Source organism: Streptomyces sp. NPDC047042, from assembly GCF_040644035.1.
In the GTDB taxonomy this organism is placed as follows: domain Bacteria; phylum Actinomycetota; class Actinomycetes; order Streptomycetales; family Streptomycetaceae; genus Streptomyces.
Genome location: NZ_JBEYVP010000006.1, coordinates 52,153 through 76,664, shown reverse-complemented (window position 1 = coordinate 76,664; position 24,512 = coordinate 52,153). Strand labels below are relative to the sequence as shown.

Sequence of the window (24,512 nt, the reverse complement as noted above, 5' to 3'; positions counted from 1 at the left end):
TCCCCGTGTCCGTCCCCGGATCAGGAGTCGACGTGCCCCCTACCCGTACCGCACTGGTGACCGGAGCGAACCGGGGCCTGGGCCTCGCGGTCGCCGCCGAACTGCACGCCCGGGGACACCGGGTGGTGCTGGCCGCACGCGACGAGCGCACCGCGGTCGAGGCCGCCGGCCGCCTGGGCGCCGAGGTCGTCCCGCTCGCCCTCGACGTCACCGACCAGGCGTCGGTCGACCGGGCGGTCAAGCACGCCGGGCCCGTGGACGTCCTCGTCAACAACGCCGGTGTGCAACTGGACTGGGGCGTGGCGCCCTCCGCCGTCGAGCTGGACCAGGTGCGGTACACCCTCGAGGTGAACCTGCTGGGCGCCTGGCGGATGGCGCAGGCCTTTCTGCCGGGCATGGTGGAGCGCGGCTGGGGCAGAGTGGTCAACGTCTCCAGTGGCGCCGCGTCCTTCGCGTACGGCCCCGCCGCGCAGTGCCCCGCCTACTCCGCTTCCAAGACGGCGCTGAACGCGCTGACCGTGATGCTGGCGAAGGAGACGGAGGGCAGCGGGGTACTGGTGAACTCCATCAACCCGGGGATGGTCAGGACCCGGATGCGCCCGGACGCCGAACAGACCCCCCAGGAAGCCGCACGGCACATAGCCGACGCGGCTCTGCTGCCGCAGGACGGCCCGTCAGGGGTCTTCCTGCGCAAGGACGGCACCATCCCCTGGTGACAGCCGCTGAAAGCCGATGGCAGCCGGCGACTCCGGACGGGGGGCGCGTTCTAGTGCGGCTGTACGCGGACACTAGCGCCTGCTGCGTTGATGACTCCCCATCTCGTCCGACAAGGGGATCGCGACCATCATGTCTACTCGTCCACCCGGGACCGCCTCCGCGGTCCGGTCCGAACAGGCCGGGGTCTTCTCCCGTATCGCGGGGTTCGCCAACCGGCATCGATGGACCGCGCTGATCCTCTGGCTCGTCGTGCTCGTCGGCGTCTGGGCCGGCGCCTCGCAGGCGGGCGACCGCTACCGGGACGACTACTCGCTGCCGGGGACCGAGACGCAGAACGCCCTCGAGGTCCTGAAGGAGCACGGCGCGGGCAACGCCTGGAACACCGTCGACATCGTGCTCCACGACAAGGACGGCCTGCGCACCCCGGGCACCGAGAGCGCGGTCGCGGGGATGCTCAAGCAGGTCTCCGGACTGCCCGGCGTCGTCCAGGTGCGGAGCCCGTACGAGGACCAGTCGGCGATCTCGGCCGACGCCACCGTCGGTTACGCCACCGTGGAGCTGGACCGGCCGTCCGAGAACGTGCCCCTCGAGCAGAGCAAGAAGATCCTCGACACCGCGCGGGAGATCCAGAAGGACGGGCTCCAGGTGGAGCTGGGCGGTGAGGCCGCCCGGAAACTGGGCGAGAACCAGGGCAGCGGGGCGGAGGGCGCCGGGGTCTTCGCGGCGCTGGTGATCCTGCTGTTCATGTTCGGCACGGTGATCGCCGCGAGCCTGCCGATCATCACCGCGGTGTTCGCGGTCGGCGCCACGCTGGGCATCATCGTGCTCGCCTCGCACCAGTTCACCATCGCCAGCTACTCCCCGTATGTCATGGCCCTGGTCGGTCTGGGCGTGGGCATCGACTACGCGCTGCTGATCTTCGCCCGCTACCGGGCCGAGCTGGTCAAGGCGGTCGACCCGGAGGAAGCCGAGCGCAGGGCGCTGGAGGGCGCCGGACGGACCGTCCTGTTCGCCGGCTGCACGGTGATCATCGCGCTGCTCGGCCTGGTCGCCCTCGGTCTCGGCTCACTGCGCGGCATGGCGCTCGCGGTCGCGCTGACGGTCCTGCTGACCATGGTGGCCTCGCTGACCCTGCTGCCCGCGCTGCTCGCGATCTTCGGCAAGCGCTTCGCCCGCCAGTTCACGGCGCGCGAGGAGAAGCGGGCGGCCAAGGGCCGCGCCGAGGAGGGCACGCGCTGGCGGGCCTGGGGGGAGGCCGTACAGAAGCGGCCGTGGGCGGCTCTGGTGCTGCCCCTGGTGGCGCTGGGCGCGCTCGCCGTTCCCGCGGCGGACCTGCGGCTCGGCCTCGCGGACGCCGGCAACGACCCGGACGGCACCACCAGCCGGGTCGCGTACGACCTGCTCGCGAAGGGCTTCGGCCCCGGGTTCAACGGACCGCTGGTGATCGTGGCCGAGGGCGACAACGCCGTACAGGCCGCGGGGGCCGCCGCGGGCACGCTCAAGACCACCCCGGGCATCGCACTGGTCAACGGCCCGATCCCCACCGAGGACGGCAAGGCCGCCATGCTCCTCGCCATCCCGAAGACCGCGCCGCAGGACACCGCGACGACGGACCTCGTCCACCGGCTGCGGGACGACGTACTGCCCGGGGTGGCCGAGCAGACGAAGGCCGAGTACCTGGTCGGCGGGGCGACGGCGTCGGTCATCGACTTCTCCGAGACCATCGGGGGCAAGCTGCCGCTGTTCGTGACCATCGTGATCGGCCTCTCGATCGTCCTGCTGACGATGGTGTTCCGCTCGGTACTGATCCCGCTCAAGGCCGCCCTGCTCAACCTGGTGAGCGTGGGCGCGGCCCTCGGCGCGGTCGCCCTGGTCTTCCAGCACGGCTGGCTGGGCGCCGAGCCCGGACCCATCGAGGCGTTCATCCCGACCATGATCTTCGCGATCGTCTTCGGGCTCTCCATGGACTACGAGATCTTCCTCGTCTCCCGGATGCGCGAGGAGTGGCTGCGCTCGAAGGACCCGGCCAAGGCGGTGCGGGAGGGCCTCGCGCACACCGGCGCGGTGGTCACCGCGGCGGGCGCGGTGATGATCGTGGTGTTCGGCGCCTTCATGCTGAGCCCCGACCGGATGCTGCGTCAGTTCGGCTTCGGACTGGCGGTGGCGATCTTCGTGGACGCCGTCCTCATCCGCTGTCTGATCGTGCCGGCGGCGATGCGCCTGATGGGCGCGCACGCCTGGTGGCTGCCGAAGTCACTGGCGAGGGCCCTGCCGGAAGTAAAGGTGGAAAACCACTGAGCAGCGTCCCGCCGGCAACCTGACACCCGACCGGACGCCAGGCCGCTGGGTACCGCAGTCCCCCTTCCAGGACACGCGACACCCAGCGGCCACACCAGTTTCACTTTTCAGCGCCGGCCCGCACCCCCAGCCCGTCCGGCGTTTGAGGACAAGGCCCGTTCAGGGCCGGAGGGGGGCCTGGGGGCGCAGCCCCCAGAACAGGATGGGACGGGTAGGGGCGGCGGGGGCGAAAACCCCTACGCCCCCTCCAGCAAACACACCGTCTGACTGAGCACCATCCCCCCACCCCGCCGGTAAGGCGCAAGCCGCCGCCGATTCTCCACATGCGCCTCACTGTGCTCGAACACATGAAAACTGGCCGCATCAACCCAATCAGTGACGACGTGATACACGTCCACCTCATCCACCGACCGAGCCAACGACTGACACACATTCCCCGGCTGCGCCGCGATCCCCCGCCCCACCTCCTCCCACACCTTCTCGAACTCAGCGCCCTGACCAGGCACGATCTCCATCCGCAGCATCACACGGAAGGGAAGGGAATCCGCCATCTGACTGACCTCCTGCACAAAACGGGCTCGACTCGGACCGCCCAGTCTCCGTACCAAGACTCAACACCCGCTCAAGGAAGACCACTTCGAGCCGTCCTCGACCAGCCTCCGACACCCCGGCGGGAGCCTTGCTCCTCTCCCAGTGACCCGTTGGAGGAGCCATGACCGCGCCGGCCAAGTCCCCCGTCCAACCGCCAGGTCCGTCCGGACACACCGGCCGACAAGGACTGCTGGGCTGGCCCCGCTGGTTCACCACCCTGTTCGGCACCGACATCTGGGAGCGGTTCAGCTTCTACGGGATGACCGCGATCCTCGTCCTCTACGCGACGGAGCCGACCGCCGACGGCGGCCTCGGGATGACCAACGAGGACGCCACGCTGCTCTTCGGCCTCTACATGGCCTCGGTGTTCCTCTCCTCCGTACCCGGCGGCTGGCTCGGCGACCGGCTGTTCGGTTCCGTCCGCGCGGTCCTCTACGGGGGCGTGCTGATCGGGCTCGGACATGTGTCGCTGGCCCTGCCCGGGCACGTGTTCTTCTACCCCGGCCTGCTCCTGATCGCCGGCGGCACCGGGCTGCTCAAGCCCAACATGGCCAACCTGCTGAGCGCGTTCTACGCTCCGCGGGACCGGGCCGGCCGGGACGCCGGTTTCGCCATCTTCTATATGAGCGTCCAGGTCAGCGCCCTGGCGGCGCCCGTCGTGGTGGGGGCGGTCGGCGAGACCGTCAACTGGCATCTGGGCTTCGGGCTCGCCGCCGCGGGCATGGCCGTCGGGCTGGTGCAGTACGTGCGCGGCTCGCACCACTTCGGCGACACCGGCCGGACCCCCGAGCGTGCCGCCACCCCCGCCCAGCGGACCCGGGTGTCGCGGACGGTCGGCCTCACGCTGGCCGTGGTCGTCATCGTCTACGGCACGGACGCGGCCATGGGGACCTTCAAGATCGCCCATGTCATGGGGCTGATCGGGCTGCTGACCGTCGTCGTACCGGTGGTCTTCTTCTGGCGGCTGATCCGCAACCCGCTGCTCACGGCGCAGGAGCGGATCCGGGTAAAGACCTACATCTGGCTGTTCCTCGCCTCGGCCCTGTTCTGGGCGATGTTCCTGCAGGGCGGCTCGGTCTTCGCGATCTTCGCCAAGGAGTCCACGGACCGTTCGGTGCTCGGCTTCACCGTGCCCACCAGCTGGTTCCAGTCCGCGACACCGCTGTTCGTCCTGCTCACCGCCCCGCTGTTCGCCTCGCTGTGGAAGCGTGCGGGGGACCGGATCGGTACCGCCGTCAAGTTCGCGATCGGCATGGGGTGCACGGCGGTGGCCTTCGGCGTGATGGCGCTGGCCGCGTGGCGGACCGGCTCGGCGGAGGGCGGCCTGGTGTCCCCGTGGTGGCTGGTGGTCGCGTTCCTGCTGCTGGCCGCCGGGGAGGTGGCCTTCGCCCCGGTCGGGATGAGCGCGACCACCGCCGTGGCCCCGGCGACCTTCGTCAGCCAGATGGTGGGGCTGTTCTGGCTGGCGGGAGCGCTCGGCGGCGGTCTGGGCGGCAACGCCCTGAAGGTGTCGGGCGACGAGTCCCCGTCCGCCGCGTACTTCCTCGCGTTGAGCCTGGTTCTGCTGGCGGCGGGGGTGGCCCTGGTGCTGGCCCGTGGGCCGCTGGGCCGACGGCTGGGGGTGTGATCACCGCCTGCGGCCGGACCGCGGCGTCGTCCTTTCCCCGAAGTGTCCCTGGAGGTGTTCGCCTTGACAGTTCCCACAGCAAGGGTCGTCGTCCCGGCGCCGGAGCGCGAACGACGCTCACGGCAGGGCCGTGAAGTCCCGGAGCTCCCGGCCCGCGCGTCCTGGTCCCAGGAGCCCGTGACCGCGCCGCCCGGGACCGCGCCCGGGAACGCCCCGCAGGTGGTCGTGCTGGCCGGCGAGGACGAGGACGCCTGCCGCCGGGAGCCGCACATCTGGCGGGGCATCGACTGAACAACTGAACAGTGGCCGCGAGGCGCCGGGTCAGCCGTCCTGCCGGGACTGTTCGTCGCCGGCCCGGGCCTTGGCCCGTTGCTCGTTGGCGTAGTTGAGATAGTTGTAGACCGTGAAACGGCTGACCCCGAGGGCGCTCGCCACCGTCTCGACCCCGTGCCGCACGGAGAAGGCGCCGCGCGCCTCGAGTATCCGTACGGTCTCCTGCTTGGCCTTGCGGTCCAGTTCGGCCAGCGGCTTGCCGTGACCGCGCTCGAGGGCGGCCAGGATGTGGTCGAGCGAGTCGGCGAGCTGGGGCAGGCGTACGGCGATCACGTCGGCGCCCTCCCAGGCGAGGACGACGTCGTCGGGGCCGGCCTGGCCGGGCGGGAGCAGTTCGCCGCCCATGGCGTCGACGAGCGGTTTCACGGCCGCGACGAACGCCGCGCCGCCGGAGCCGTCCCCGGCGCCGGTCACCGGCCGTCCTCCCCGTCGATCACGTTGACCTGGAGCGAGATCCGGGTGGCGCCGGCCTCAAGGGTCCGGCGCAGCACCGCGTCGAGGGCGGTCAGCACGGCGTCTGCGCGTCCCTCGGCGGTGTTGCCGAACGGGCCGACGTCCACCGCGTCCAGTTCGGCCGCCTCGATGACCTCACGGGCGACCAGCGCGTGGGCGGGTGCCTCGTCGAGGTCGAAGGGCTCGGTCGTGAACTCCACTCGCAGTCGCACCGTGCACATTCTTCCGTCGGGTCGTGTCCCAGCCGCTGGGTCACGACCCTAACGGACTCCCCTGCGGCACACACCGGCGCGCCGCCTCCGCGGTGCCGAACCGGCGTCCGGCACCGGGAACCGGCCTGCCGCCGCAGAGAGTTCGCCGCCGGCCCCGGCTCGGGAACGGCGTCCCGCGAACCGGCGCCGCGCAGTGCGCGGGCGAGCGACACGGCCAGAACGGTCAGCACGGCGAGCGTCGCGACCCAGGCCGCCAGAGCGGGCAGCGGGTACACGGCCCCGCCCGCCTGCCCTACGTAGGCGAGTACCGGGGAGTCGACGCGCGTGCCCAGCAGATGCGAAGCGGCGAGGGCATATGAACGTTGCACTCTGTCCAACCGCCCCCTGACCAGGCCGCCACTCGGGCGAACCCCCTTGACAACACCGGACATTCGGCGGACTCTTCCATAAGACAGAAATTAACTTCCACGATACGGAATGACAGAAAGAGCGCCGACGGCATGGAATCCCGAGAGCAGCGCTACAACGTCAACCTGTCGATCCTCTTCACGGAACTCCCGCTCCTGGATCGCCCGGCGGCGGCCCGGGCCGCCGGTTTCACCGCGGTCGAGCTGTGGTGGCCCTGGCTCGACTCCCCCACCCCGCCCCGCTCCGAGCTGGACTCCCTGCGATCCGCGATCGAGGACGCGGGTGTGCGCCTGGGCGGCCTGAACTTCTACGCCGGACAGCTGCCGGGCCCGGACCGGGGCGCCCTGTCGGTGCCGGGCGAGGAGTCCGAGCGGTTCCGCGCCAACATCGAGGTGGCCGCGGGTCTGGCCGAGTCGCTGGGCTGCGGTGCGCTCAACGCGCTGTACGGCAACCGGATCGAGGGCGTGGACCCGGCGGAGCAGGACGTGTTGGCGCTGGAGAACCTGGTACTCGCGGCGCGCGCCGCGCACCGTATCGGCGCGGTGCTGCTCGTCGAGGCGCTGAACAAGGTGGAGTCGCCCCGGTATCCGCTGGTGAGCGCGCCGGCCGCCGTGGAGGTCGTGGACCGGGTCAACGAGGCGAGCGGCCTCGGCAACGCCCGCTTCCTGATGGACCTCTACCACCTGTCCATGAACGGCGAGGACCTCCCGTCGGTGATCGACCTGTTCGCCGCGAAGACGGGCCATGTCCAGATCGCCGACAACCCCGGCCGAGGCGCCCCCGGCACCGGCACCCTCCCCCTCGCGGACCACCTCGACCACCTGCGCAAGGCCGGTTACGACGGCTGGGTGGGCCTCGAGTACAAGCCGGGCGACCGGCCGAGCGCCGAGGCGTTCGACTGGCTGCCGCGCGAGGCGCGCCGAACCCACCGAGCCCCCTGACATCGCAGAACGGCAGCAGAGAGGCGCCCCCGTCATGAGCAGTCTTCCCAAGGTCGCCTGGATAGGTCTCGGCATCATGGGCTCCCCCATGTCCGAGAACCTGATCAAGGCGGGTTACGACGTCACCGGTTTCACCCTGGAACAGGACAAGCTCGACCGCCTCGCAGCGGCCGGCGGCACGGCCGCGGGCTCGATCGCCGAGGCGGTGCGGGACGCCGACGTGGTGATCACGATGGTGCCCGCGTCCCCGCAGGTCGAGGCGATCGCGTACGGCCCCGAGGGCATCCTGGCGAACGTGCGGCCCGGCACTCTGCTGATCGACATGTCGTCGATCACCCCGCGGACTTCGGTGGAGCTGGCGAGGGCGGCGGCCGAGAAGGGCGTCCGGGTGCTGGACGCGCCCGTGTCGGGCGGTGAGGCGGGTGCGGTCGAGGCCGTGCTGTCCATCATGGCCGGCGGCGAACAGGCCGACTTCGACACGGCGTTGCCGCTCTTCGAGGCGCTGGGCAGAACCATCGTGCTGTGCGGTCCGCACGGCTCGGGCCAGACGGTGAAGGCCGCGAACCAGCTGATCGTCGCCGTGAACATTCAGGCGTGCGCCGAGGCCGTGGTGTTCCTGGAGAGGTCGGGTGTGGACCTGAGGGCGGCGCTGGAGGTGCTGGGGGGCGGGCTGGCCGGCTCGACGGTCCTGGCCCGCAAGAAGGACAACTTCCTCGACCGTGACTTCGCCCCGGGCTTCCGGATCGACCTCCACCACAAGGACATGGGCATCGTCACGGACGCGGCCCGGGCGGTCGGCGCCGCGCTGCCGGTCGGCGCGGTGGTCGCCCAACTCGTCGCGTCCCTGCGTGCGCAGGGCGACGGGGGCCTGGACCACTCGGCCCTGCTGCGGGGCGTGGAGCGGCTGTCGGGCGCCGAACTCTGATCTTCCGGGCGGTGCCGACGCCGACAACTGTCCTGTCGCGCCCAGGCGTCGACGCCGCCCGGAAACCTCCGCGAGGCCCGGAGAAGAGGGGGTGCCCACACGGGCACCCCCTCTTCTCCGGTCGCCCTCCCGGCCCTCGGCGTCAGATCAGATCTTCAGCGCCCTGATCGACGTCGGCGCATGACCCGGCTCGGTCGCGATGTCCTCGAACTCCACCACGTTTCCTATGTCGTTGGTGGTCGACATGGAGATGTTCGTGACGCGTTCCAGGATCGCCTCGACGACCACCGGGACCCGGTGCTGTGCCGCGAGCTTCTTGGCCTGCTCGAAGGCGGTGGCCAGTTCGGCCGGGTCCGTCACCCGGATCGCCCTGCAGCCGAGCCCCTCGGCGACCTTGACGTGGTCGACGCCGTAGACGCCCAGTTCGGGCGAGTTGAGGTTCTCGAACTCCAGGTTGACCTGGAAGTCGATGTCGAAGGCCCGCTGCGCCTGCCGGATCAGCCCGAGGTAGGAGTTGTTCACCAGGACGTGCACATACGGGATGCGGTGCTGGGCGCCGACCGCCAACTCCTCGATCATGAACTGGAAGTCGTAGTCCCCGGAGAGGGCCACCACGGACGCCTCCGGGTCGGCGACGGCGACACCGAGCGCGGCCGGGATCGTCCAGCCGAGGGGGCCCGCCTGGCCGCAGTTGATCCAGTGGCGGGGCCGCTGGACGTGCAGCAGTTGGGCGCCGGCGATCTGGGAGAGGCCGATCGTCGTCACGTACCGCGTCTCGGGGCCGAACGCCCTGTTCATCTCCTCGTACACGCGCTGCGGCTTGATCGGGATGTCGTCGAAGTGCGTACGCCGCTGGAGGCGCGCCCTGCGTTCCTGGGTCGCCGCGGCCCACTCGGAGCGGTCCGGGAGGCCACCGCCCGTGTCCCTCAACTCCCTTGCCACCGTGACGAACAGCTCCAGCGCGGCCCTGGCGTCGGAGGCGATGCCGTAGTCGGGGGCGAAGACGCGGCCGATCTGGGTGGGCTCGATGTCGACGTGGACGAAGGTGCGGCCGGCGGTGTAGACGTCGAGCCGGCCGGTGTGGCGGTTGGCCCAGCGGTTGCCGATGCCGAGGACGAAGTCGGACTCCAGGAAGGTGGCGTTGCCGTGGCGGTGCGAGGTCTGGAGGCCGACCATGCCGGCGTTCAGGTCGTGGTCGTCCGGCAGCGCGCCCCAGCCCATGAGGGTGGGGACGACCGGGACGCCCGTCAACTCGGCGAATTCCACGAGGAGTTCGGACGCGTCGGCGTTGATGATGCCGCCGCCCGCCACGATCAGCGGCCGGTGCGAGGCGTTCAGCATCGCGAGGGCCTTCTCGATCTGGGCGCGGGTCGCGGCCGGTTTGTGGACGGAGAGGGGTGCGTAGGTTTCCGGGTCGAACTCGATCTCCGTCTGCTGGACGTCGACCGGCAGATCGACCAGCACCGGTCCGGGCCGGCCCGACCGCATCAGATGGAAGGCCTGCTGGAGAACTCCGGGGACCTGGGCGGCCTCCAGCACGGTGGTGGCCATCTTGGTGACAGGCCGGGCGATGGCGGCGATGTCGACGGCCTGGAAGTCCTCCTTGTGGATCACCGCGGTGGGGGCCTGCCCGGTGATGCAGAGGATGGGGATGGAGTCGCCGGTCGCGGAGTACAGCCCGGTGATCATGTCGGTGCCGGCCGGGCCCGAAGTGCCCACGCAGACGCCGATGTTGCCGGGGTGGGTGCGGGTGTAGCCCTCGGCCATGTGCGAGGCGCCCTCGACATGGCGGGCGAGGGTGTGGCTGATGCCGCCGGCGGCCTGGAGCGCCGCGTAGAAGGGGTTGATCGCCGCGCCGGGGACGCCGAACGCGTGCGTGACGCCCTCCCGCTTGAGGATCTCGACTGCCGCGCGGGCAGCGGTCATACGTGCCATGGAGCAACTCCTTGGATTCGTACTCCCGTCGCGCCCCGCGGAGAGTGTGAAGTCCTACAGTAAATTCCACAATGCGGAATTTACTTTCTACTATCTGGAAATAATGTAAGTGGGGCCGGAAAGGCCGTCAAGAGACGGACAAGCGGGGGTCAGGTGGAGCACGATGGGCTCTGACCCCGACGTCACCCAGTGGAGTGGGCCATGGCCGAGAGCATGCCGGTGCGGTGCCCGGCCTGCCTGCGCGAGCATCTGTACGCGGCGCCGTCCTATCCGTGCGCGTGCGGTGCGCCCGTCAGCCCGCCCCTCGACGAACGGGCCTCCGCGACGGCCGTCACCCACCGCGTCTGGGACGAGCAGTGGCTCACCGTGCGCTGCACGGCCTGCGACCGGCAGGACCAGTGGCCCTACCCCGAACTGGGCTGCCCGTGCGGCACGGTCCTGCGCATCCCGGTGACCCGCTCCGCTCCGGACACCGGGCCTCCGCCGGGCACCGCGAAACTCCCCGGCGCGCTGCGCGTCCCGCGCTCCTCGGCCCGCCCCAGGCGCGCCTTCCAGCCCGTCACCATCCGCACCGCGCGCGACGCCGTCACCGCCGCCGCGCTCTATCTGCGCTGGCTCGGCTACCAGGACATCCGCCGCGCGGACCAACGACCCACGTCCGGCGTCGGGCTCGCCGCCCGCGGGGTCCTGGCACAGGTCGACCCGACGGTGAACCCGGCGACCCTGCGGGACATCGAGTGCCTGTGGCTGACGGCCATGACGGAGTCCTCGACCTGCGTCTACTTCTCCCTCGCAGGCTTCGAAAACGAGGCCCGCACCCGCGCCGACACCCTAGGCATCCCCCTCTTCGTCCTCGACCTCACAGGCACCCCCCAGCCGGTGAACACCCCGGCCGACGACCTGGACGAGACAGGAGCCTGAACCGTACACACACCGGGGACGCCGCAGCGCCCCCAAAGGGGCGCGGGGAACTGCGCGACCAGCCACGACGCCGCCGCGGCGAACGGACATCGCGAATCGCGACGCCGAACCCCCGGCCCCCCACGTCGAACAACTCTCCGTCCACCCCGACTTCGCGCACCGGGGCATGGCAAGACCCTGCGCGCGTAGGGGGCGCGGCAGCGCCCCCGAGGGGCGCGGGGAACTGCGCGACCAGCCACGATGGTGCCGCGGCAGACCGACACCTCACCCGGACAGGGCGCCCTCCGGGGCGCGCCGGCCGTTGCCCCTTCACACCCCGGCGTAAGTCTCCCTCAGTTCCACCTTGCGTACCTTCCCCGATACCGTCATCGGGAAGGTGTCCAGGAGTTGCAGGCGGCTCGGGATCTTGTAGTGGGCCAGCCTTCCCTCGCAGAAGGTGCGCAGTTCGGCCAGGGTGAGCGGTTCGGCGCCCTCATGCGGGATGACGCAGGCGAGGACCTCCTCGCCGTACCGCTCGTGCGGGACCCCGACCACCTGGACGTCGGCGATCTTCGGGTGGGCGTACAGGAACTCCTCGATCTCGCGCGGGTAGATGTTCTCGCCACCCCGGATGATCATGTCCTTGATGCGGCCGACGATCTCGACATAGCCGTCCTCGCGCATCATCGCGAGGTCGCCGGTGTGCATCCAGCGGCCCGCGTCGACCGACTCGGCCGTCTTCTCGGGCTGCTGCCAGTAGCCGAGCATGACGCTGTAGCCGCGGGTGCACAACTCCCCTGCGGTGCCTCGCGGTTGGGTCACTCCGGTCGCCGGGTCGACGACCTTGACCTCGATGTGCGGCAGGACCCGGCCGACCGTGCCCGTGCGGTGTTCGAGGTCGTCGTCCCTGCGGGTCTGGAGGGAGACCGGGGACGTCTCCGTCATGCCGTAGCAGATGGACACCTCGGCCATGTGCATCTCGGCGACCACCCGTTTCATCACCTCGACGGGACAGGGCGAGCCCGCCATGATGCCGGTGCGCAGGGAGGAGAGGTCGTAGGTCGCGAAGTCGGGCAGGTTGAGCTCCGCGATGAACATGGTCGGTACGCCGTACAGCGAGGTGCAGCGCTCCTGGGCCACCGCCCGCAGCGTCGCCGCCGGTTCGAAGGACGGCGCCGGGATCACCACGCACGCGCCGTGCGAGGTGGCCGCGAGGTTGCCCATCACCATGCCGAAGCAGTGGTAGAAGGGCACCGGCACGCACACCCGGTCCTGTTCCGTGTAGGCGATCAACTCCCCGACGAAATAACCGTTGTTGAGGATGTTGTGGTGGGAGAGCGTGGCCCCCTTGGGGAAGCCCGTGGTGCCCGAGGTGTACTGGATGTTGATCGGGTCGTCGCAGGACAGTTCCTCGAACTGGACGTCAGGAGTGCCCCGTTCGAGAAGCGCCGTCCAGCTCGGGTCGCCGATGTAGACGACCTCCATCAAGTCGGGGCAGCCGCCCCGCACTTCGGTGACCATGGCCCGGTAGTCGCTGGTCTTGTGCGCGAGGGAGGCGAAGAGGAGCCGGACACCGGCCTGCTTGAGGACGTACTCGACCTCGTGGGTGCGGTACGCCGGGTTGATGTTCACCATGATCGCGCCGATGCGCGCGGTGGCGTACTGGACGAGCATCCACTCGGGACAGTTGATCGCCCAGATCCCCACCCGGTCACCCTTGGCGACCCCGGCGGCGACCAGCGCGTACGCCAACTCGTCGACGTCGGCGGCGAATTGGGCGTACGTCCAGCGACGCCCCGACGGTACGTCGACCAGCACCTCGCGGTCCGGCCAGGCGGCCACCGCCCGGTCCAGGTTGGCGCCGATGGTGTCGCCGAGCAGAGGGGTCGAGCCGACTCCGTGGCTGTATGAGGTCACCGGAAGTCCTCCTCGCGGTACTCGTCCGTCGAACCCGCCGCTGTCGCCTCGCGCAACTCGATGCGGCGGATCTTGCCGGACACGGTCTTGGGCAGGTCGCCGAACTCAAGGCGGCGCAGGCGTTTGTAGGGCGCGAGGACCTCGCGGCTGTGCTCGAACAGCACCTTCGCGGTGTCCGGTCCGGGCTCCCAGCCCTCCGCGAGCACGATGTACGCCTTGGGCACGGCCAGGCGCAGTTCGTCCGGCGCGGGGACGACGGCGGCCTCCGCGACCGCCTCGTGCTCCAGCAGCGCGCTCTCCAGCTCGAAGGGGGAGATCTTGTAGTCGGAGGCCTTGAAGACGTCGTCGGCCCGGCCGACATACGTGATGTAGCCGTCCTCGTCGCGTGAACCGATGTCGCCGGTGCGGTAGAAGCCGCCGGCCATCGCTTCCGCCGTACGGTCGGCGTCGCCGTGGTAACCGGTCATCACGCCGACCGGGCGGGTGGCGAGGTCGAGCGCGATCTCGCCCTCGGTGGCGCCCGGCTCGCCCGAGACGGGGTCGAGCAGGACGACCCGGTAGCCGGGGCTCGGGCGGCCCATGGAGCCCGTCTTCAGCGGCTGGCCGGGGCTGTTGGAGACCTGGACGGCGGTCTCCGTCTGACCGAAGCCGTCCCGGATCGTGACGCCCCAGAAGCGGCGCACCTGTTCGATGACCTCGGGGTTGAGCGGCTCCCCGGCGGCCACGACCTCGCGCGGCGGGGTGCGCAGCTGGGTCAGGTCGGCCTGGATGAGCATGCGCCAGACGGTCGGCGGGGCGCAGAAGGAGGTGACGCCCGCGCGGTCCATCTCCGCCATCAGCCGGGCGGCGTCGAAGCGCGTGTAGTTGTGGATGAAGACGGTCGCCTCGGCGTTCCAGGGCGCGAAGAGGTTGGACCAGGCGTGCTTGGCCCAGCCTGGCGAGGAGATGTTCAGATGCACGTCGCCGGGCCTGAGGCCGATCCAGTACATCGTCGCCAGGTGCCCGATGGGGTACGAGGCGTGGGTGTGTTCGACGAGTTTGGGGCGGGCTGTCGTGCCCGAGGTGAAGTACAGCATCAGGGGGTCGTCGGCGTGGGTGGGGCCGCCGGGGGTGAACTCCGCGGGTGCGTCGTACGCCTCCTCGTACGGCCGCCAGCCCTCGGGGGCGCCGCCCACCGCGACGCGGGTGTATCCGCCGGGCACCTCGTCGAACTTGCCGGTGTCCCCGGCGCGTACCAGGACGTGGGCGACCCGGCCGCGGTCCACCCGGTCACGCAGGTCGGCGGGGCCGAGCAGCGGGGTGGCGGGGATGACGACGGCGCCGATCTTCATCGCGGCGAGGGCGGTCTCCCACAGCTCGGTCTGGTTGCCGAGCATGACGAGGAGCCGGTCCTCCCGGCGGACCCCGAGGCCGCGCAGCCAGTTCGCGACCCGGGCGGAGCGGGCCGACATCTCGGCGAAGGACACCCTGGACTCGGAGCCGTCCTCCTCGACGATGTGCAGGGCGGTGCGGTCGTTCCCGTCCGCGATGACGTCGAACCAGTCCAGGGCCCAGTTGAAGCGGTCGGGGCGGGGCCAGCGGAACTGCTCGTAGGCGGTGGCGTAGTCCTCGCGATGGGTCAGCAGGAAGTCCCGCGCCTCGCGGAAGCTCTCGGTCACCGTCGTCATCAGTCCTCCTTGGTCCCGGACCATTGCCGGGCGACACTCTGGCATCGTGTAATCCGTGATGCAGGTCTCACTACCCCCGAACGGGGGTGAGTGCCACGTACGACCGGCGAACACACCACGAGCGGGCCGCGACGAAGGGGCGATGACGTGGCAGCAGACACGGCCGAGGCGGCCGAGGTACGGCAGGCGCTTGCCCGGCTGCGGCGGTCGACCGGGCTGCCGGTCGCCTTCGGCGGACTGGTGGAACCCGGCCACCGGCAGGTGCGCATCAGCGAACTGAGCGGCACCTCCACCCAGGCGCTGCGCGCGCTCGCGGTGACCTCGGGCAACGGCCTGGGCGGCCGGGCGGTGGCGCTGGCCCGCCCGTGCGCGGTGACGGACTACTCCGCCTCCCGGCAGATCAGCCACGAGTACGACGTCCCGGTCGCCGCCGAGGGCCTGCGCTCCGTGCTGGCCGTCCCGGTCGTCGTACGGCGCCGGGTGCGCGGGGTGCTGTACGGGGCGCTGCGCACCGCCCAGCCCCTCGGTGACCGGTTGATCGGCGCGGCGGTCGAGGCGGCCAGGGACGTGGAGCAGGCGCTCGTCGTACGGGAGCAGGCGCGGGAGCTGATGGCGGCGGCGCGGCCGGAGCCCGCCGGTGCCGCGCGGCCCGGTGACGGGGCGTGGGAGCAGGTGCGGGAGGCGCATGCCGCGTTGCGCGCGCTGGCGCCGCGGATCACCGATCCGGAGCTGCGGGAGGCCCTGCTCGACGCGTGCGGGCTGCTGGCCGCCGAGCGGCCCGTCTCGGGGGTCGAGCTGGCGCCCCGCGAGCTGGACGTCCTGGCGTGTGTCGCCTCGGGGGTGTCCAACGCGGTCGCCGCCGAGCGGCTGGGGCTGCGTCCGGAGACGGTGAAGGGGTATCTGCGCTCGGCGATGCGCAGGCTGGGCGCGCACTCGCGCGGGGAGGCGGTCGTGGCGGCGCGGCGGGCGGGGCTGCTGCCCTGAGGAGGCCTCGGAGGGGGCTTTTTCTCGTCACGCTCCGCGCACGCATACGGAACATTCATTCACAAGTGATGTGAATTTCCCCATGCCGCTACCGTCCTGTTATTTGCCTCACCGCGCCACCGGTCCGTATTTCAAAGATCTGTTGCCTAATATTGGGGCCCACACGACACAGGAGGGGAGCGGTGACCGTGCGACGGGACTTCCAGGAGTCTGGCCGATGCCGCTCTGACCTGCTCATTGGACGGGACGAAGCGCTCGCGTCGGCGCGCGAGCAGCTTTCGCGGGGCGGCAGCGTACTGCTGCACGGACCGGCCGGAATAGGAAAGTCCGTCGTTTTGCGGACATTGGCCGCGGAATACGGTGAATCGGCACGGACCGTGCTGCGTTGCTCCGCGACCGAGTCCGAATCACATCTTCCCTTCCTCGCGCTCGCCGATCTTCTGGGCCTCGCCCTCGACGAGGTGTCCGGCCGGCTGCCCGTCGCCCAGCGTGTCGCCCTGGAGTCGGCGCTCACCGGCCGGGGCGAGTCCACCCTCCAGCGCGACGGCCTCGCGCTGCGGCTCGCCGTGCTGTCCGCGCTGCGCGCCCTGGCCGCCAAGGGCCCCGTACTCGTCGTCGCCGACGACCTCCAGTGGCTGGACACCGCGAGCACCGAACTCCTCGGTTTCGCCGCCCGCCGCCTCGGCGACACTCCCGTCCGGATGGTGTTCGCGGGGCGGACGGACGGTCAGGAGTACGACCGCTATCTACGCGCGTCCACGCCGGACACCCTGGCCGTCCGGGTCAACCCGCTGAACCGCACCCAGGTCGAGACACTCCTGCGCCACCGGGGCTACGACCTCCCGCGTTCCACCGTGCGGGAGATCCACAGCACCAGCGCCGGCAACCCGCTGTACGCCCTCGAACTGGGCCGGGCCCTCGCCGAGAACCCCGCTCCCCCGCGTCCGGGCGAGCCGCTGCCGGTGCCGACGTCGCTGCGCGCCCTGGTCCTGAGCCGGCTGGAGATGCTGTCGGACGACGCCCGCCGCACCCTCCTCGTGGTGAGCGCCGGCGCCCGTCCCACCCTGGACCTGCTGCACGCGGCGGGCCGGACCAACGCCGAGGCCGAGACCGCCCAGGCCGCCGCCCTCGGCCTGCTGGCGCCGGATCCCGAGGGTCCGGCCGTACGGTTCGCGCATCCCCTCGTCTCGGCCGCGCTGTACGCGGAGGCCGGCGCCCAGGAGCGCCGGGCGGCGCACGCCGCGCTGTCCACGGCCGCCTCCGACCCCATCGAGCGGGCCCGGCACCTCGCCCTGGCCACCGACGGCACGGATCCGGAGGTGGCCGCCCGTCTCGCCGAGGCGGCCGCGCTGGCCCGGGACCGCGGGGCACCGACGGTGGCCTCCTCGCTCGGTCTGCTCGCCGCCCGCCACACCCCGGCCGACAGCGTGCCGAACCCGGACGAGCACCGGCTGCGGGCCGCCGAGGACGCGATCACCGCCGGTGAGCTGGACCTGGCGCGGGACATCGCCCGGCAGGTGCTCGCCAGGAGCACGGTGCCCGCGGAACGGGTGCGGGCCTGGATCATCGTGATCGACACGGCGGGCCACGCCATGACGGAGGTCGACGCCGTCTTCCCGCAGGCGCTCGCCGACGCGGGCGACGACCCGAGGCTGCTCGCCCTGATCCACTACCAACTGGCCTGGCGGGCGCTGCTCGTGGAGGGCGACTTCGCCGAGTGCCGCGAGGAGGCCGCACGCGCGGCGGAACTCGCCGAGCGGGGCGGCGACCGGCACATGGAGCTGATGTCGCTCTCCTTCCAGGCGCAGACGGAGACCCTGATGGGCCACCCGGACGCGCCCGCGACCATCAAACGCGCGCTGAAGGAGCCCCAGGACCCGCAGGTGACGGTCCATCACAACGGCATCGGCTCGGCCCGCTTCCGCTGGCTGATCATGAGCGACCAGCTGCCCGAGGCGCGGGCCACCATCACCACCCTGCTGCGCGAGGTCCGCCGGCGCGGGTCGGTCGAGAGCGAGGTGCACTTCCTGCGCGGCCTGGCCGAGACCGAACTGCGCTGCGGGCACTGCGGCCGGGCGCTCGACGTGGCCCGGGAGAGCCTGCGGGTGGCCCGGGACACCGGTATCGGCGAGGTCGCCTCCGCGATGCTCGCCGCGCTGGCCGAGGCGTCCGGCGGCGATGTGGACCGCGCGCTGGCGCTGGCCAAGGAGTCGGTCGAGCACGCCGAGGAGAACGGCGACCTGATGTATCTGTCCCGGGCCCAGGCCGCCCTGGGATACGCCCGGTTGGTGGCCGGCGACGCGCCGGGCGCCGTGCAGTCGCTGCGCCGGGCACGGGAGTTGGAGCACGATCTCGGCGTCGACGACCCGGCGCGCGGACGCTGGCAGGGCGACCTCGCGGAGGCGCTGGTCCGCGTGGGCGAGCTGGACGAGGCGCAGGAGGTCATCGACGTGTCGCGCGGCCACGCGCTGCGGCTGGGGCGCGAGAGCGTGCTCGCGGTGCTCGACCGGGCGGAGGCCCAGGTGCGCGCCGCACGCGGCGAACCCGAGGCGGCTCTCGCCCAGTTGGCGTCCGCGCAGGACCGGCTCGCCAAACTGGGCTACGGCCTCGAGGAGGCGCGCGCCGCCCTCGCGCTGGCCGAACTGCGCGCCGGCGCACCGCCCGGGCCGACGCGGGCCTCGGCCCCGTACGACGAGGCGGCACGGCTGTTCAGACGTTCCCGCGCGCTGCCCTGGCTGCGTCGGGTGGACGCGGCCACCGTGCCGGCTCCCGCGCCGCAGCCGCTCGTACGGCAGCCGCAGGCCGTCGCCGCGCTCGACGGGCTCGCCGCGATGGAACGTCAGGTCGCGGCGCTCGTGATGGAGGGCGCGACCAACCGCGAGATCGCCGGACGCCTGTTCATCAGCGTCAAGACGGTCGAGGCGACGCTCACCCGGGTGTACCGGAAGCTGGGGATCCGGTCTCGGGTGGACATCGTCAGGCTGGCGGCGGGTCACCACACCAACTGACAGCCCGCTTACCCGTATACGCCCGCACGCCCGCCGTGCGGCCGTGTGCGGCCTGCGCGCAATCCGTCCTCGCGCTCTCACCGTACCGCGCCGTCGACCCCGTACGACCGAGGGTTTTCCCTTCTCCAACTCACCTAGGGGGTTCCCTCATTGGGTGGGTCCTTATCCGGCTCCTACCTTGTGGATGTGCCGCTCGCCGGGCATCGGGGCAGCACCACCGCCCCGTGCATCACCACCCCCCACACCCGCGCGTCCCCCCACCGGCAATCCCCACAAGAGGAGAACCCATGTTCGGGCTCGCCCGTGCCAAGAAGGCCGCCGCTGTTCTGGTGGCCACCGCTGCCGCCGCCTCGACCGCGCTGATCGCCGCCCCCGGGGCGATCGCAGCACCCCAGCCCATCGTGGGCGGTACGACGACCACCGCGGCCGCGTACCCCTACGTCATGCAGATCACGGACGCCTCGCAGAACCAGTTCTGCGGTGGCACCCTCGTCTCGGCCACCAAGGTCGTGACCGCGGCCCACTGTATGGTCGGCGAGACCACGAGCAGTGTGCGGGTCGTCGGCGGCCGTACCTACCTCAACGGCACCAACGGGACCGTCAGCAAGGTCTCCAAGATCTGGATCAACCCGAGCTACACCGACGCCACCAACGGCGACGACGTGGCCGTGCTGACCCTCGCGACCTCGATGCCGTACGCCACGGCGTCGTACGTCACCTCGTCCCAGACCGGCGTGTACGCGGCCGGCGCGACGGCCCGCATCATCGGCTGGGGCACCACCTCCGAGAACGGCAGCTCCTCCAACCAGCTGCGCACGGCGACGGTCCCGACCGTCTCCGACGCCAGCTGCACCAGCTCGTACGGCTCCAGCTACATCAAGAGCGACATGGTCTGCGCCGGCTACACCGCCGGCGGCGTTGACACCTGCCAGGGCGACAGCGGCGGCCCGCTGATCATCGGCGGCGTCCTGGCAGGTATTACTTCCTGGGGTGAGGGCTGTGCCGAGGCCGGCTACCCCGGGGTCTACACCCGGCTGACCACCTTCTCCAGCCTGGTGGCGACGCAGGTCGCGTCGTAACCAGCGGCGAAGCAGCCGGCACAGTCTCCCGAGTACCCCTCGGGTGAATGCCAGGGGGCGTTGCGGACCGGCCACGAGCGGTCCGCAGCGCCCCCTATCCACGTTCCCGTACGACGGTCCCGAGCCGGATGTCGTACGCCGCTCCCTCGTGCAGCACCGCGAGCATCCGCTCCCCCTCCTCGACGACCGACTTCCACTGGCCCTTGGTGAACCCGCCGAACGGCTCGACGGTGAGCGTGCTGTCCTCGACGCGCCACAGGCCGGCCAGTAAACCGTCGACGAGCAGGACGCGGTGCGCCTGATTGCCCGTCCAGCTACGGCCCTTGAGGTCGGCGGGGACGACCCGGGCGCGGTCGGCGTGCGAGAGGAGCAGGTTGTCGAACTCGGGCAGGAAACGCGGCGGCGCCGGGGTGTCCGGGTCGGGGCGGGGCGCGTCGGGGAGGTCGAAGAGTTCGGTGCCGTGCTCGTCCCGGAAGGTGAGCAGACGCGGCCGGAGGCGTTCGAAGGCGTCGCGCAGCCGGGTCAGTCCGGCCCAGGTCTGCATGTCCTTCACGGAGGCCGGGCCGAAGGCGGCGAGGTAGCGCAGGACGGTCGTGTCGAGGAGCGCGGCAGGGTCCTGGTCCGGCTTCGCCGCCCGGCCCAGCCAGTGCTCGGCGGTGGTGAGGGCGACCTGCCCGCTGCGGCCCCACAGTCCGCGCGGGGTGACCTGGACGAGCGGGAGCCGGCAGCGGGCGGCGACGGACAGGGACTGCGGGTCGGCGTCCGGCCACTCGACGAGAAGCGCCTCGCGCAACTGCTTCATGGTGCGCGGCTCGGCCTCGACGAGCTCCCGGGCGAGGGCGGCGAGCCGGTCGAGGTCGACGCCCACAAGTCCCTTGCGGAAGTAGGTGAGTTCGCGGTCCCGGGCGGGCTGGACGAGCGGGCGCAGGGTGAGGCAGTCGTCGGCGGTGTGGGTGTGGATGGTCGAGCGCATGGTGACGATACGGACGGCCTCCCGGTCGGCCATGAGCCGGGACAGGTCCTCGGGGGCGAAGCCGTCGAGGCGGGCGGCGAGGGCGTAGTACGGGGGCTTCACGTTCTGCGCCTGGAGCCCGAGGAGGTGCGCGAGGGCCTCCTGCGCGGACATCGGCGACCGGGTCAGCAGCGACTGCCGGGCCAGGGTGGCCCGGTTGAGGGCAAAGGGGCCGAGGACGGGGGCCGCGGCGGTGGAGGCCGACGCGGGGTTCCCCGCCGGGCCGGAGGTCGAGGTCGTCTTCGTCATGTTCCGCACGCTAGCCGCACTTGCGGACAGTTCCGGTCCGCAACCCCGCCCGGGATCCGGACCGGAGCCGATCGATCTTCAGCCGGTGTCAGCCCTCGCGTTCCGCGCCGACGAGGACGAAGGCCATCGTGACCGGTTGCCCGCTGAGGTTGCGCCAGCCGTGCCGGGTGCCGTTCTGGATCACGACGTCCCCTGCCGAGAGCCGGGTGCGCCGGCCGTCGTCGAGTTCGAGGACGATCTCGCCCCGCAGCACGATGCCGTAGTCCACGGTCGGCGTCGTGTGCATGCCGTCGGGTTCCATCAGGTCCGCGATGCCGGGCGAGTCGGCCCGCTGCTCGAGGTCGAAGGCGACGGGGTCGAACGCCGGGTCGGCCATCGCGGAGTCCGGCGGGAAGGTCAGGACGACGAACCGGGTGCCGCCGGGTGCCGGAAGCAGGCTGGTGAGCTTCGCCGTGGGGTCCTCGCCGGTCGGGTCGATCCGCTCGCCGGGTTCGGTGGCCCACGGCACCCGGGACACCCAGCCCGGCAGACTGGTGAACTCCCGGCTGCGCGGGACGGGGCCGTCGCTGACGACGACGGACCTGCCGTGCTCGTCATGGCCGGTGACAACTCTGCGCATGGGTCTCTCCGTGGTGTGACGATCGGCGCGGGCCGAGGATGCCGGTCGGGTCATCAGGCAGGCAGGTCGCTGCCGGGCCCGGGCCGCGCCCCCAGCGCGGTCGTCCAGGCGTCCAGGGCGTCGGCGACCGTGGGGGCGGGCGCCCGGAGCAGGGCCGACGCCACCGTCCGTACGAACAGCCGGTGCCGTTCGTCGGTGAGGTACTCGACCGGGGACTTGCCGTCGACGCGCGCGAGCAGCAGCGCCGGCAGGAGTGCCGCGGCCCGTGCTTCGAGGGCCGGCCGGGGCTCCCAGTCGACGCACCGGAGGTAGGCCTCGGCCAGCACCCCGGCGGACCGCAGGAGACCGTCGCGGCGCCCGGACACCACCAGGCTCTTGAGGAGCAGATGGGTCGCACAGAAGGCGAGGTCGAAGGCCGGGTCTCCGTACCAGGCGCACTCGGCGTCCAGCAGGACGGGACCGGACGGTCCGACCAGGATGTTCTTGGGGCTGACGTCACCGTGCACCAGGGCGAGGTGGGTGGTGGCCGTACGTTCGGCGAGGCCCTGGAGGGTGTCGCTCAGCGTGGGGTGCGCGACGGCGGTGGCCAGCAGGTACGGCTCGACGCGCAGCGCGTGGAAGTTGTCGTCGGTGGCGAACTCGACGGCAAGGGCGGCGTCACCCGCGCTCGCCGCGTGGAGGCTGCCGAGCAGCTCCCCCACGGCCGCCGCGGTCTCCACCCGCACCTCGCCGCCCAGCAGTTGGGCCTTCCACATGGGGTACCGCTCCGGCGGCAGGTACGCCATCGCGAAGAGGCCGGCCTCGGGGTCGTGGGCCAGCAGCCCGGGCACATTGTCCGGACGGTGCCGGGACGCGAACCGCATCCACGCCCATTCGTACGCGTTGCGCGAGACCGGTGCCTGCCAGTCGGCGGCGACCTTCAGTTTGGCGAGGGCACGTTTGACGCAGAGGGACCGTCCCGGCAGGTCCACTCGCCACAGGTCGGACGAGACACCGCCGGCCAGCGGCGTCCACCGCGCGGACTCGCCGGGTGCGGCGAGCTGGTGCGCGGTCAGGAAGTCAGTGAGGGCGGGTTCCGGCCGCGGTATCGCCTGCGTCGCGGAGGGCCGGTTCATCGCGCGGCTCCCGGTCCGGCGGGCAGATCGCGGGGCGTGTTGCAGGCGTGGGCCGGTGCCTCGCCCGCCAGGATCCGTACGACCTCCTCGGCGGCGCGGCGGCGCAGCTCGGTGACCGAGGCGTCGGAGGAGAAGGCGATGTGCGGGGTGAGGAGGGCACCCGGCTGGTCCAGCAGCGCTGCGGGTACGTGCGGCTCGCTCTCCAGGACGTCGAAGGCGGCGCCGTCCAGCTGCCCGCTGTCGAGCGCCTTGATCACCGCGTCGGTGTCCACCAGGCCGCCCCGGCTGACGTTGACGAGGAGACCGCCCGGTGGCATCAGCGCCAACTGCTCGGCTCCGATGATGTGGTGGGTGTCGGGCGTGAGCGGCACATGGAGGATCACCACGTCGCTGCGGCGCAGCAGCTCCTCCAGGCCGACCGGCTCCACCCCGGGGGCGTCCTTCGGCGGATACGGATCGTGGGCCAGGATCCGGCAGCCGAACGCGCCGAGCTTGCGCGCGGTGGCCCGCCCGATGCGTCCGTAGCCGACGACACCGCAGGTCAGCGTAGACAGCCGGCGCAGTCGGGCGCCGGCCGGGTTCCAGCGGCCCGCGCGGACCTCCCGGTCGGACACCGCCAGGCCCCGCGTCCAGGCCAGCACCATGCCGACGGCGTGATCGGAGACCTCCTCGACGCAGTAGTCCGGCACGTTCGTCACCCACACACCGCGCTCGGTGGCGGCGTCCACGGCGATGTTGTCGAGGCCGACCCCGAGCCGGGCCACGATCCGCAGCTCCGGCGAGGTGCCGATCGCCGTGGCGGAGACGGGTGCCCAGCAGGTCAGGATGGCGTCGGGCCGGTGCTCGGCCACCAGTTCCTCGATCTCCTCGGCGGAGACGGGATCGGCGGGGCCGGTCACCAGGGTGTGGCCGGCCTCCTCGACGACAGCTCGCTCGACGGAGTCGTCGGGCCAGGCGTAGTCCGTGAGCAGCACGGTGCCGGGGCGGTTCGGTGGTTTCATGGCGGGTCGTCCTCGCAGAATCGTGCGGCCGCGGCGGACCGGCGGGCGTAGCGGCCCGGTCGTGTCCGGTCAGCGGGTCGGATCGCCACCCGGGGTGGGTGGAGGGTGCTGGGCTCGGGGTCGGTGTCGTCGGCGCCCGCCGACTTGTGGTCGGCGCGGGTGCCGCGGTACGCCCCCTGGACCGGGTCACGAGACGCCGGGGCACGTCGAATCACTTTGTCACAGCCACGTGATGCTAACGATAGCACTGAGGGTCTTCATCGCGTCAAGAGTGGGACGCCCACCTGCGGGGGCAAAGAAATCCCGCGTTCACATCTTGACGCGCCGAAGACTTCCCCCTCATGGTTTCAGCCAGCGCCGACGGTGCGGCCGACAAATGCCGCACCGGGTCCGGCTGTCGAAGACGCCATGGCCACGGACGTCCCAACGGGCGATACACGGCTGAATTCCGTGTGCGGTGTCCGACCGCGCGGCAGCCGATCGCTCCTCATTCCGGAGTCGACGACGGGTATCACCGCCGT

Annotated in this window: 20 protein-coding genes; 10 read left to right on the top strand and 10 right to left on the bottom strand. The window is 71.5% G+C overall.

What is annotated here, in order from left to right; translation table 11 throughout:
* Positions 1 to 32: 32 nt before the first annotated feature.
* Together ABZ855_RS08135 and ABZ855_RS08130 are read left to right on the top strand one after the other, a co-directional pair.
* Entirely contained in the window at positions 33 to 716 is a 684-nt protein-coding gene (locus ABZ855_RS08135) for an SDR family NAD(P)-dependent oxidoreductase (RefSeq protein WP_360802821.1), read from the top strand.
* Positions 717 to 846: 130 nt separating this feature from the next.
* Complete coding sequence (locus ABZ855_RS08130) at positions 847 to 3,015, top strand: MMPL family transporter (RefSeq protein ID WP_360802818.1); 2,169 nt, start codon at positions 847 to 849, stop codon at positions 3,013 to 3,015.
* Between the two features lie 236 nt (positions 3,016 to 3,251).
* On the opposite strand, the gene ABZ855_RS08125 is transcribed toward ABZ855_RS08130, so the two are convergent.
* Positions 3,252 to 3,566 carry an antibiotic biosynthesis monooxygenase family protein gene (locus ABZ855_RS08125; protein WP_360802814.1) on the bottom strand — a complete coding sequence of 105 codons (315 nt, stop codon included), beginning with the start codon at positions 3,564 to 3,566 and terminating at the stop codon, positions 3,252 to 3,254.
* Positions 3,567 to 3,727: 161 nt separating this feature from the next.
* Here ABZ855_RS08125 and ABZ855_RS08120 point away from each other — a divergent pair, with 161 nt between their 5' ends.
* Positions 3,728 to 5,233, top strand: coding sequence for an oligopeptide:H+ symporter (locus ABZ855_RS08120; protein ID WP_360802811.1), 1,506 nt, complete (start codon positions 3,728 to 3,730; stop codon positions 5,231 to 5,233).
* A 63-nt stretch (positions 5,234 to 5,296) separates the two neighbouring features.
* Complete coding sequence (locus ABZ855_RS08115; protein WP_360802808.1) at positions 5,297 to 5,524, top strand: hypothetical protein; 228 nt, start codon at positions 5,297 to 5,299, stop codon at positions 5,522 to 5,524.
* 30 nt (positions 5,525 to 5,554) lie between these two features.
* On the opposite strand, the gene ABZ855_RS08110 is transcribed toward ABZ855_RS08115, so the two are convergent.
* Both ABZ855_RS08110 and ABZ855_RS08105 read right to left on the bottom strand, forming a co-directional pair.
* Entirely contained in the window at positions 5,555 to 5,911 is a 357-nt protein-coding gene (locus tag ABZ855_RS08110) for a helix-turn-helix domain-containing protein (RefSeq protein WP_360803416.1), read from the bottom strand.
* Between the two features lie 65 nt (positions 5,912 to 5,976).
* Positions 5,977 to 6,231 (bottom strand): hypothetical protein, encoded by a 255-nt coding sequence (locus tag ABZ855_RS08105; protein WP_360802805.1) that lies wholly within the window; start codon positions 6,229 to 6,231, stop codon positions 5,977 to 5,979.
* 500 nt (positions 6,232 to 6,731) lie between these two features.
* Between ABZ855_RS08105 and ABZ855_RS08100 the strand changes: the two genes are divergently transcribed.
* On the top strand, positions 6,732 to 7,580 hold the full coding sequence (locus ABZ855_RS08100; protein WP_360802802.1) for a TIM barrel protein: 849 nt from the start codon (positions 6,732 to 6,734) through the stop codon (positions 7,578 to 7,580).
* Positions 7,581 to 7,614: 34 nt separating this feature from the next.
* Positions 7,615 to 8,505 carry a 2-hydroxy-3-oxopropionate reductase gene (locus tag ABZ855_RS08095; RefSeq protein ID WP_360802799.1) on the top strand — a complete coding sequence of 297 codons (891 nt, stop codon included), beginning with the start codon at positions 7,615 to 7,617 and terminating at the stop codon, positions 8,503 to 8,505.
* A 147-nt stretch (positions 8,506 to 8,652) separates the two neighbouring features.
* On the opposite strand, the gene gcl is transcribed toward ABZ855_RS08095, so the two are convergent.
* Positions 8,653 to 10,440, bottom strand: a complete 1,788-nt coding sequence (gene gcl / locus ABZ855_RS08090; protein WP_360802796.1) for a glyoxylate carboligase — start codon at positions 10,438 to 10,440, stop codon at positions 8,653 to 8,655.
* A 201-nt stretch (positions 10,441 to 10,641) separates the two neighbouring features.
* On the opposite strand from gcl, the gene ABZ855_RS08085 reads away from it, so the two are divergent.
* Positions 10,642 to 11,361, top strand: coding sequence for a hypothetical protein (locus ABZ855_RS08085; protein ID WP_360802793.1), 720 nt, complete (start codon positions 10,642 to 10,644; stop codon positions 11,359 to 11,361).
* 309 nt (positions 11,362 to 11,670) lie between these two features.
* On the opposite strand, the gene ABZ855_RS08080 is transcribed toward ABZ855_RS08085, so the two are convergent.
* Complete coding sequence (locus tag ABZ855_RS08080; protein ID WP_360802790.1) at positions 11,671 to 13,257, bottom strand: AMP-binding protein; 1,587 nt, start codon at positions 13,255 to 13,257, stop codon at positions 11,671 to 11,673.
* A complete protein-coding gene (locus tag ABZ855_RS08075; RefSeq protein WP_360802787.1) occupies positions 13,254 to 14,924 on the bottom strand; it encodes an AMP-binding protein in 1,671 nt (556 codons plus the stop codon). Before ABZ855_RS08075 ends, ABZ855_RS08080 begins: the two co-directional genes overlap by 4 nt.
* 147 nt (positions 14,925 to 15,071) lie before the next feature.
* On the opposite strand from ABZ855_RS08075, the gene ABZ855_RS08070 reads away from it, so the two are divergent.
* The 3 genes from ABZ855_RS08070 to ABZ855_RS08060 all read left to right on the top strand — a co-directional run bounded on the left by ABZ855_RS08070 (position 15,072) and on the right by ABZ855_RS08060 (position 19,995).
* Positions 15,072 to 15,908, top strand: coding sequence for a LuxR C-terminal-related transcriptional regulator (locus ABZ855_RS08070; RefSeq protein WP_360802784.1), 837 nt, complete (start codon positions 15,072 to 15,074; stop codon positions 15,906 to 15,908).
* Between the two features lie 182 nt (positions 15,909 to 16,090).
* On the top strand, positions 16,091 to 18,916 hold the full coding sequence (locus ABZ855_RS08065) for a LuxR family transcriptional regulator (RefSeq protein WP_360802781.1): 2,826 nt from the start codon (positions 16,091 to 16,093) through the stop codon (positions 18,914 to 18,916).
* 287 nt (positions 18,917 to 19,203) lie between these two features.
* Positions 19,204 to 19,995: a serine protease gene (locus ABZ855_RS08060; protein WP_360802778.1), complete on the top strand. Its 792-nt coding sequence runs from the start codon at positions 19,204 to 19,206 to the stop codon at positions 19,993 to 19,995.
* 94 nt (positions 19,996 to 20,089) lie between these two features.
* Here the strand turns inward: ABZ855_RS08060 and ABZ855_RS08055 are convergent, their stop codons facing one another.
* From ABZ855_RS08055 to ABZ855_RS08040, 4 genes are all read right to left on the bottom strand, one after another.
* Entirely contained in the window at positions 20,090 to 21,256 is a 1,167-nt protein-coding gene (locus ABZ855_RS08055) for a winged helix DNA-binding domain-containing protein (RefSeq protein WP_360802775.1), read from the bottom strand.
* Between the two features lie 88 nt (positions 21,257 to 21,344).
* Positions 21,345 to 21,875: a cupin domain-containing protein gene (locus tag ABZ855_RS08050; protein ID WP_360802772.1), complete on the bottom strand. Its 531-nt coding sequence runs from the start codon at positions 21,873 to 21,875 to the stop codon at positions 21,345 to 21,347.
* Between the two features lie 53 nt (positions 21,876 to 21,928).
* Complete coding sequence (locus tag ABZ855_RS08045) at positions 21,929 to 22,990, bottom strand: aminoglycoside phosphotransferase family protein (protein ID WP_360802769.1); 1,062 nt, start codon at positions 22,988 to 22,990, stop codon at positions 21,929 to 21,931.
* Positions 22,987 to 23,991: a C-terminal binding protein gene (locus ABZ855_RS08040; protein ID WP_360802766.1), complete on the bottom strand. Its 1,005-nt coding sequence runs from the start codon at positions 23,989 to 23,991 to the stop codon at positions 22,987 to 22,989. Before ABZ855_RS08040 ends, ABZ855_RS08045 begins: the two co-directional genes overlap by 4 nt.
* Positions 23,992 to 24,512: the final 521 nt, after the last annotated feature.

What these genes read in the sequence shown, in the direction of transcription:
- ABZ855_RS08130 (WP_360802818.1), top strand. Translation starts at nt 847, where the DNA reads ATGTCTACTCGTCCACCCGGGACCGCCTCCGCGGTCCGGTCCGAACAG.
- ABZ855_RS08125 (WP_360802814.1), bottom strand. Translation starts at nt 3,566, where the DNA reads ATGGCGGATTCCCTTCCCTTCCGTGTGATGCTGCGGATGGAGATCGTG.
- ABZ855_RS08120 (WP_360802811.1), top strand. Translation starts at nt 3,728, where the DNA reads ATGACCGCGCCGGCCAAGTCCCCCGTCCAACCGCCAGGTCCGTCCGGA.
- ABZ855_RS08110 (WP_360803416.1), bottom strand. Translation starts at nt 5,911, where the DNA reads ATGGGCGGCGAACTGCTCCCGCCCGGCCAGGCCGGCCCCGACGACGTC.
- ABZ855_RS08100 (WP_360802802.1), top strand. Translation starts at nt 6,732, where the DNA reads ATGGAATCCCGAGAGCAGCGCTACAACGTCAACCTGTCGATCCTCTTC.
- ABZ855_RS08095 (WP_360802799.1), top strand. Translation starts at nt 7,615, where the DNA reads ATGAGCAGTCTTCCCAAGGTCGCCTGGATAGGTCTCGGCATCATGGGC.
- gcl (WP_360802796.1), bottom strand. Translation starts at nt 10,440, where the DNA reads ATGGCACGTATGACCGCTGCCCGCGCGGCAGTCGAGATCCTCAAGCGG.
- ABZ855_RS08085 (WP_360802793.1), top strand. Translation starts at nt 10,642, where the DNA reads ATGGCCGAGAGCATGCCGGTGCGGTGCCCGGCCTGCCTGCGCGAGCAT.
- ABZ855_RS08075 (WP_360802787.1), bottom strand. Translation starts at nt 14,924, where the DNA reads ATGACGACGGTGACCGAGAGCTTCCGCGAGGCGCGGGACTTCCTGCTG.
- ABZ855_RS08060 (WP_360802778.1), top strand. Translation starts at nt 19,204, where the DNA reads ATGTTCGGGCTCGCCCGTGCCAAGAAGGCCGCCGCTGTTCTGGTGGCC.
- ABZ855_RS08055 (WP_360802775.1), bottom strand. Translation starts at nt 21,256, where the DNA reads ATGACGAAGACGACCTCGACCTCCGGCCCGGCGGGGAACCCCGCGTCG.
- ABZ855_RS08050 (WP_360802772.1), bottom strand. Translation starts at nt 21,875, where the DNA reads ATGCGCAGAGTTGTCACCGGCCATGACGAGCACGGCAGGTCCGTCGTC.
- ABZ855_RS08045 (WP_360802769.1), bottom strand. Translation starts at nt 22,990, where the DNA reads ATGAACCGGCCCTCCGCGACGCAGGCGATACCGCGGCCGGAACCCGCC.
- ABZ855_RS08040 (WP_360802766.1), bottom strand. Translation starts at nt 23,991, where the DNA reads ATGAAACCACCGAACCGCCCCGGCACCGTGCTGCTCACGGACTACGCC.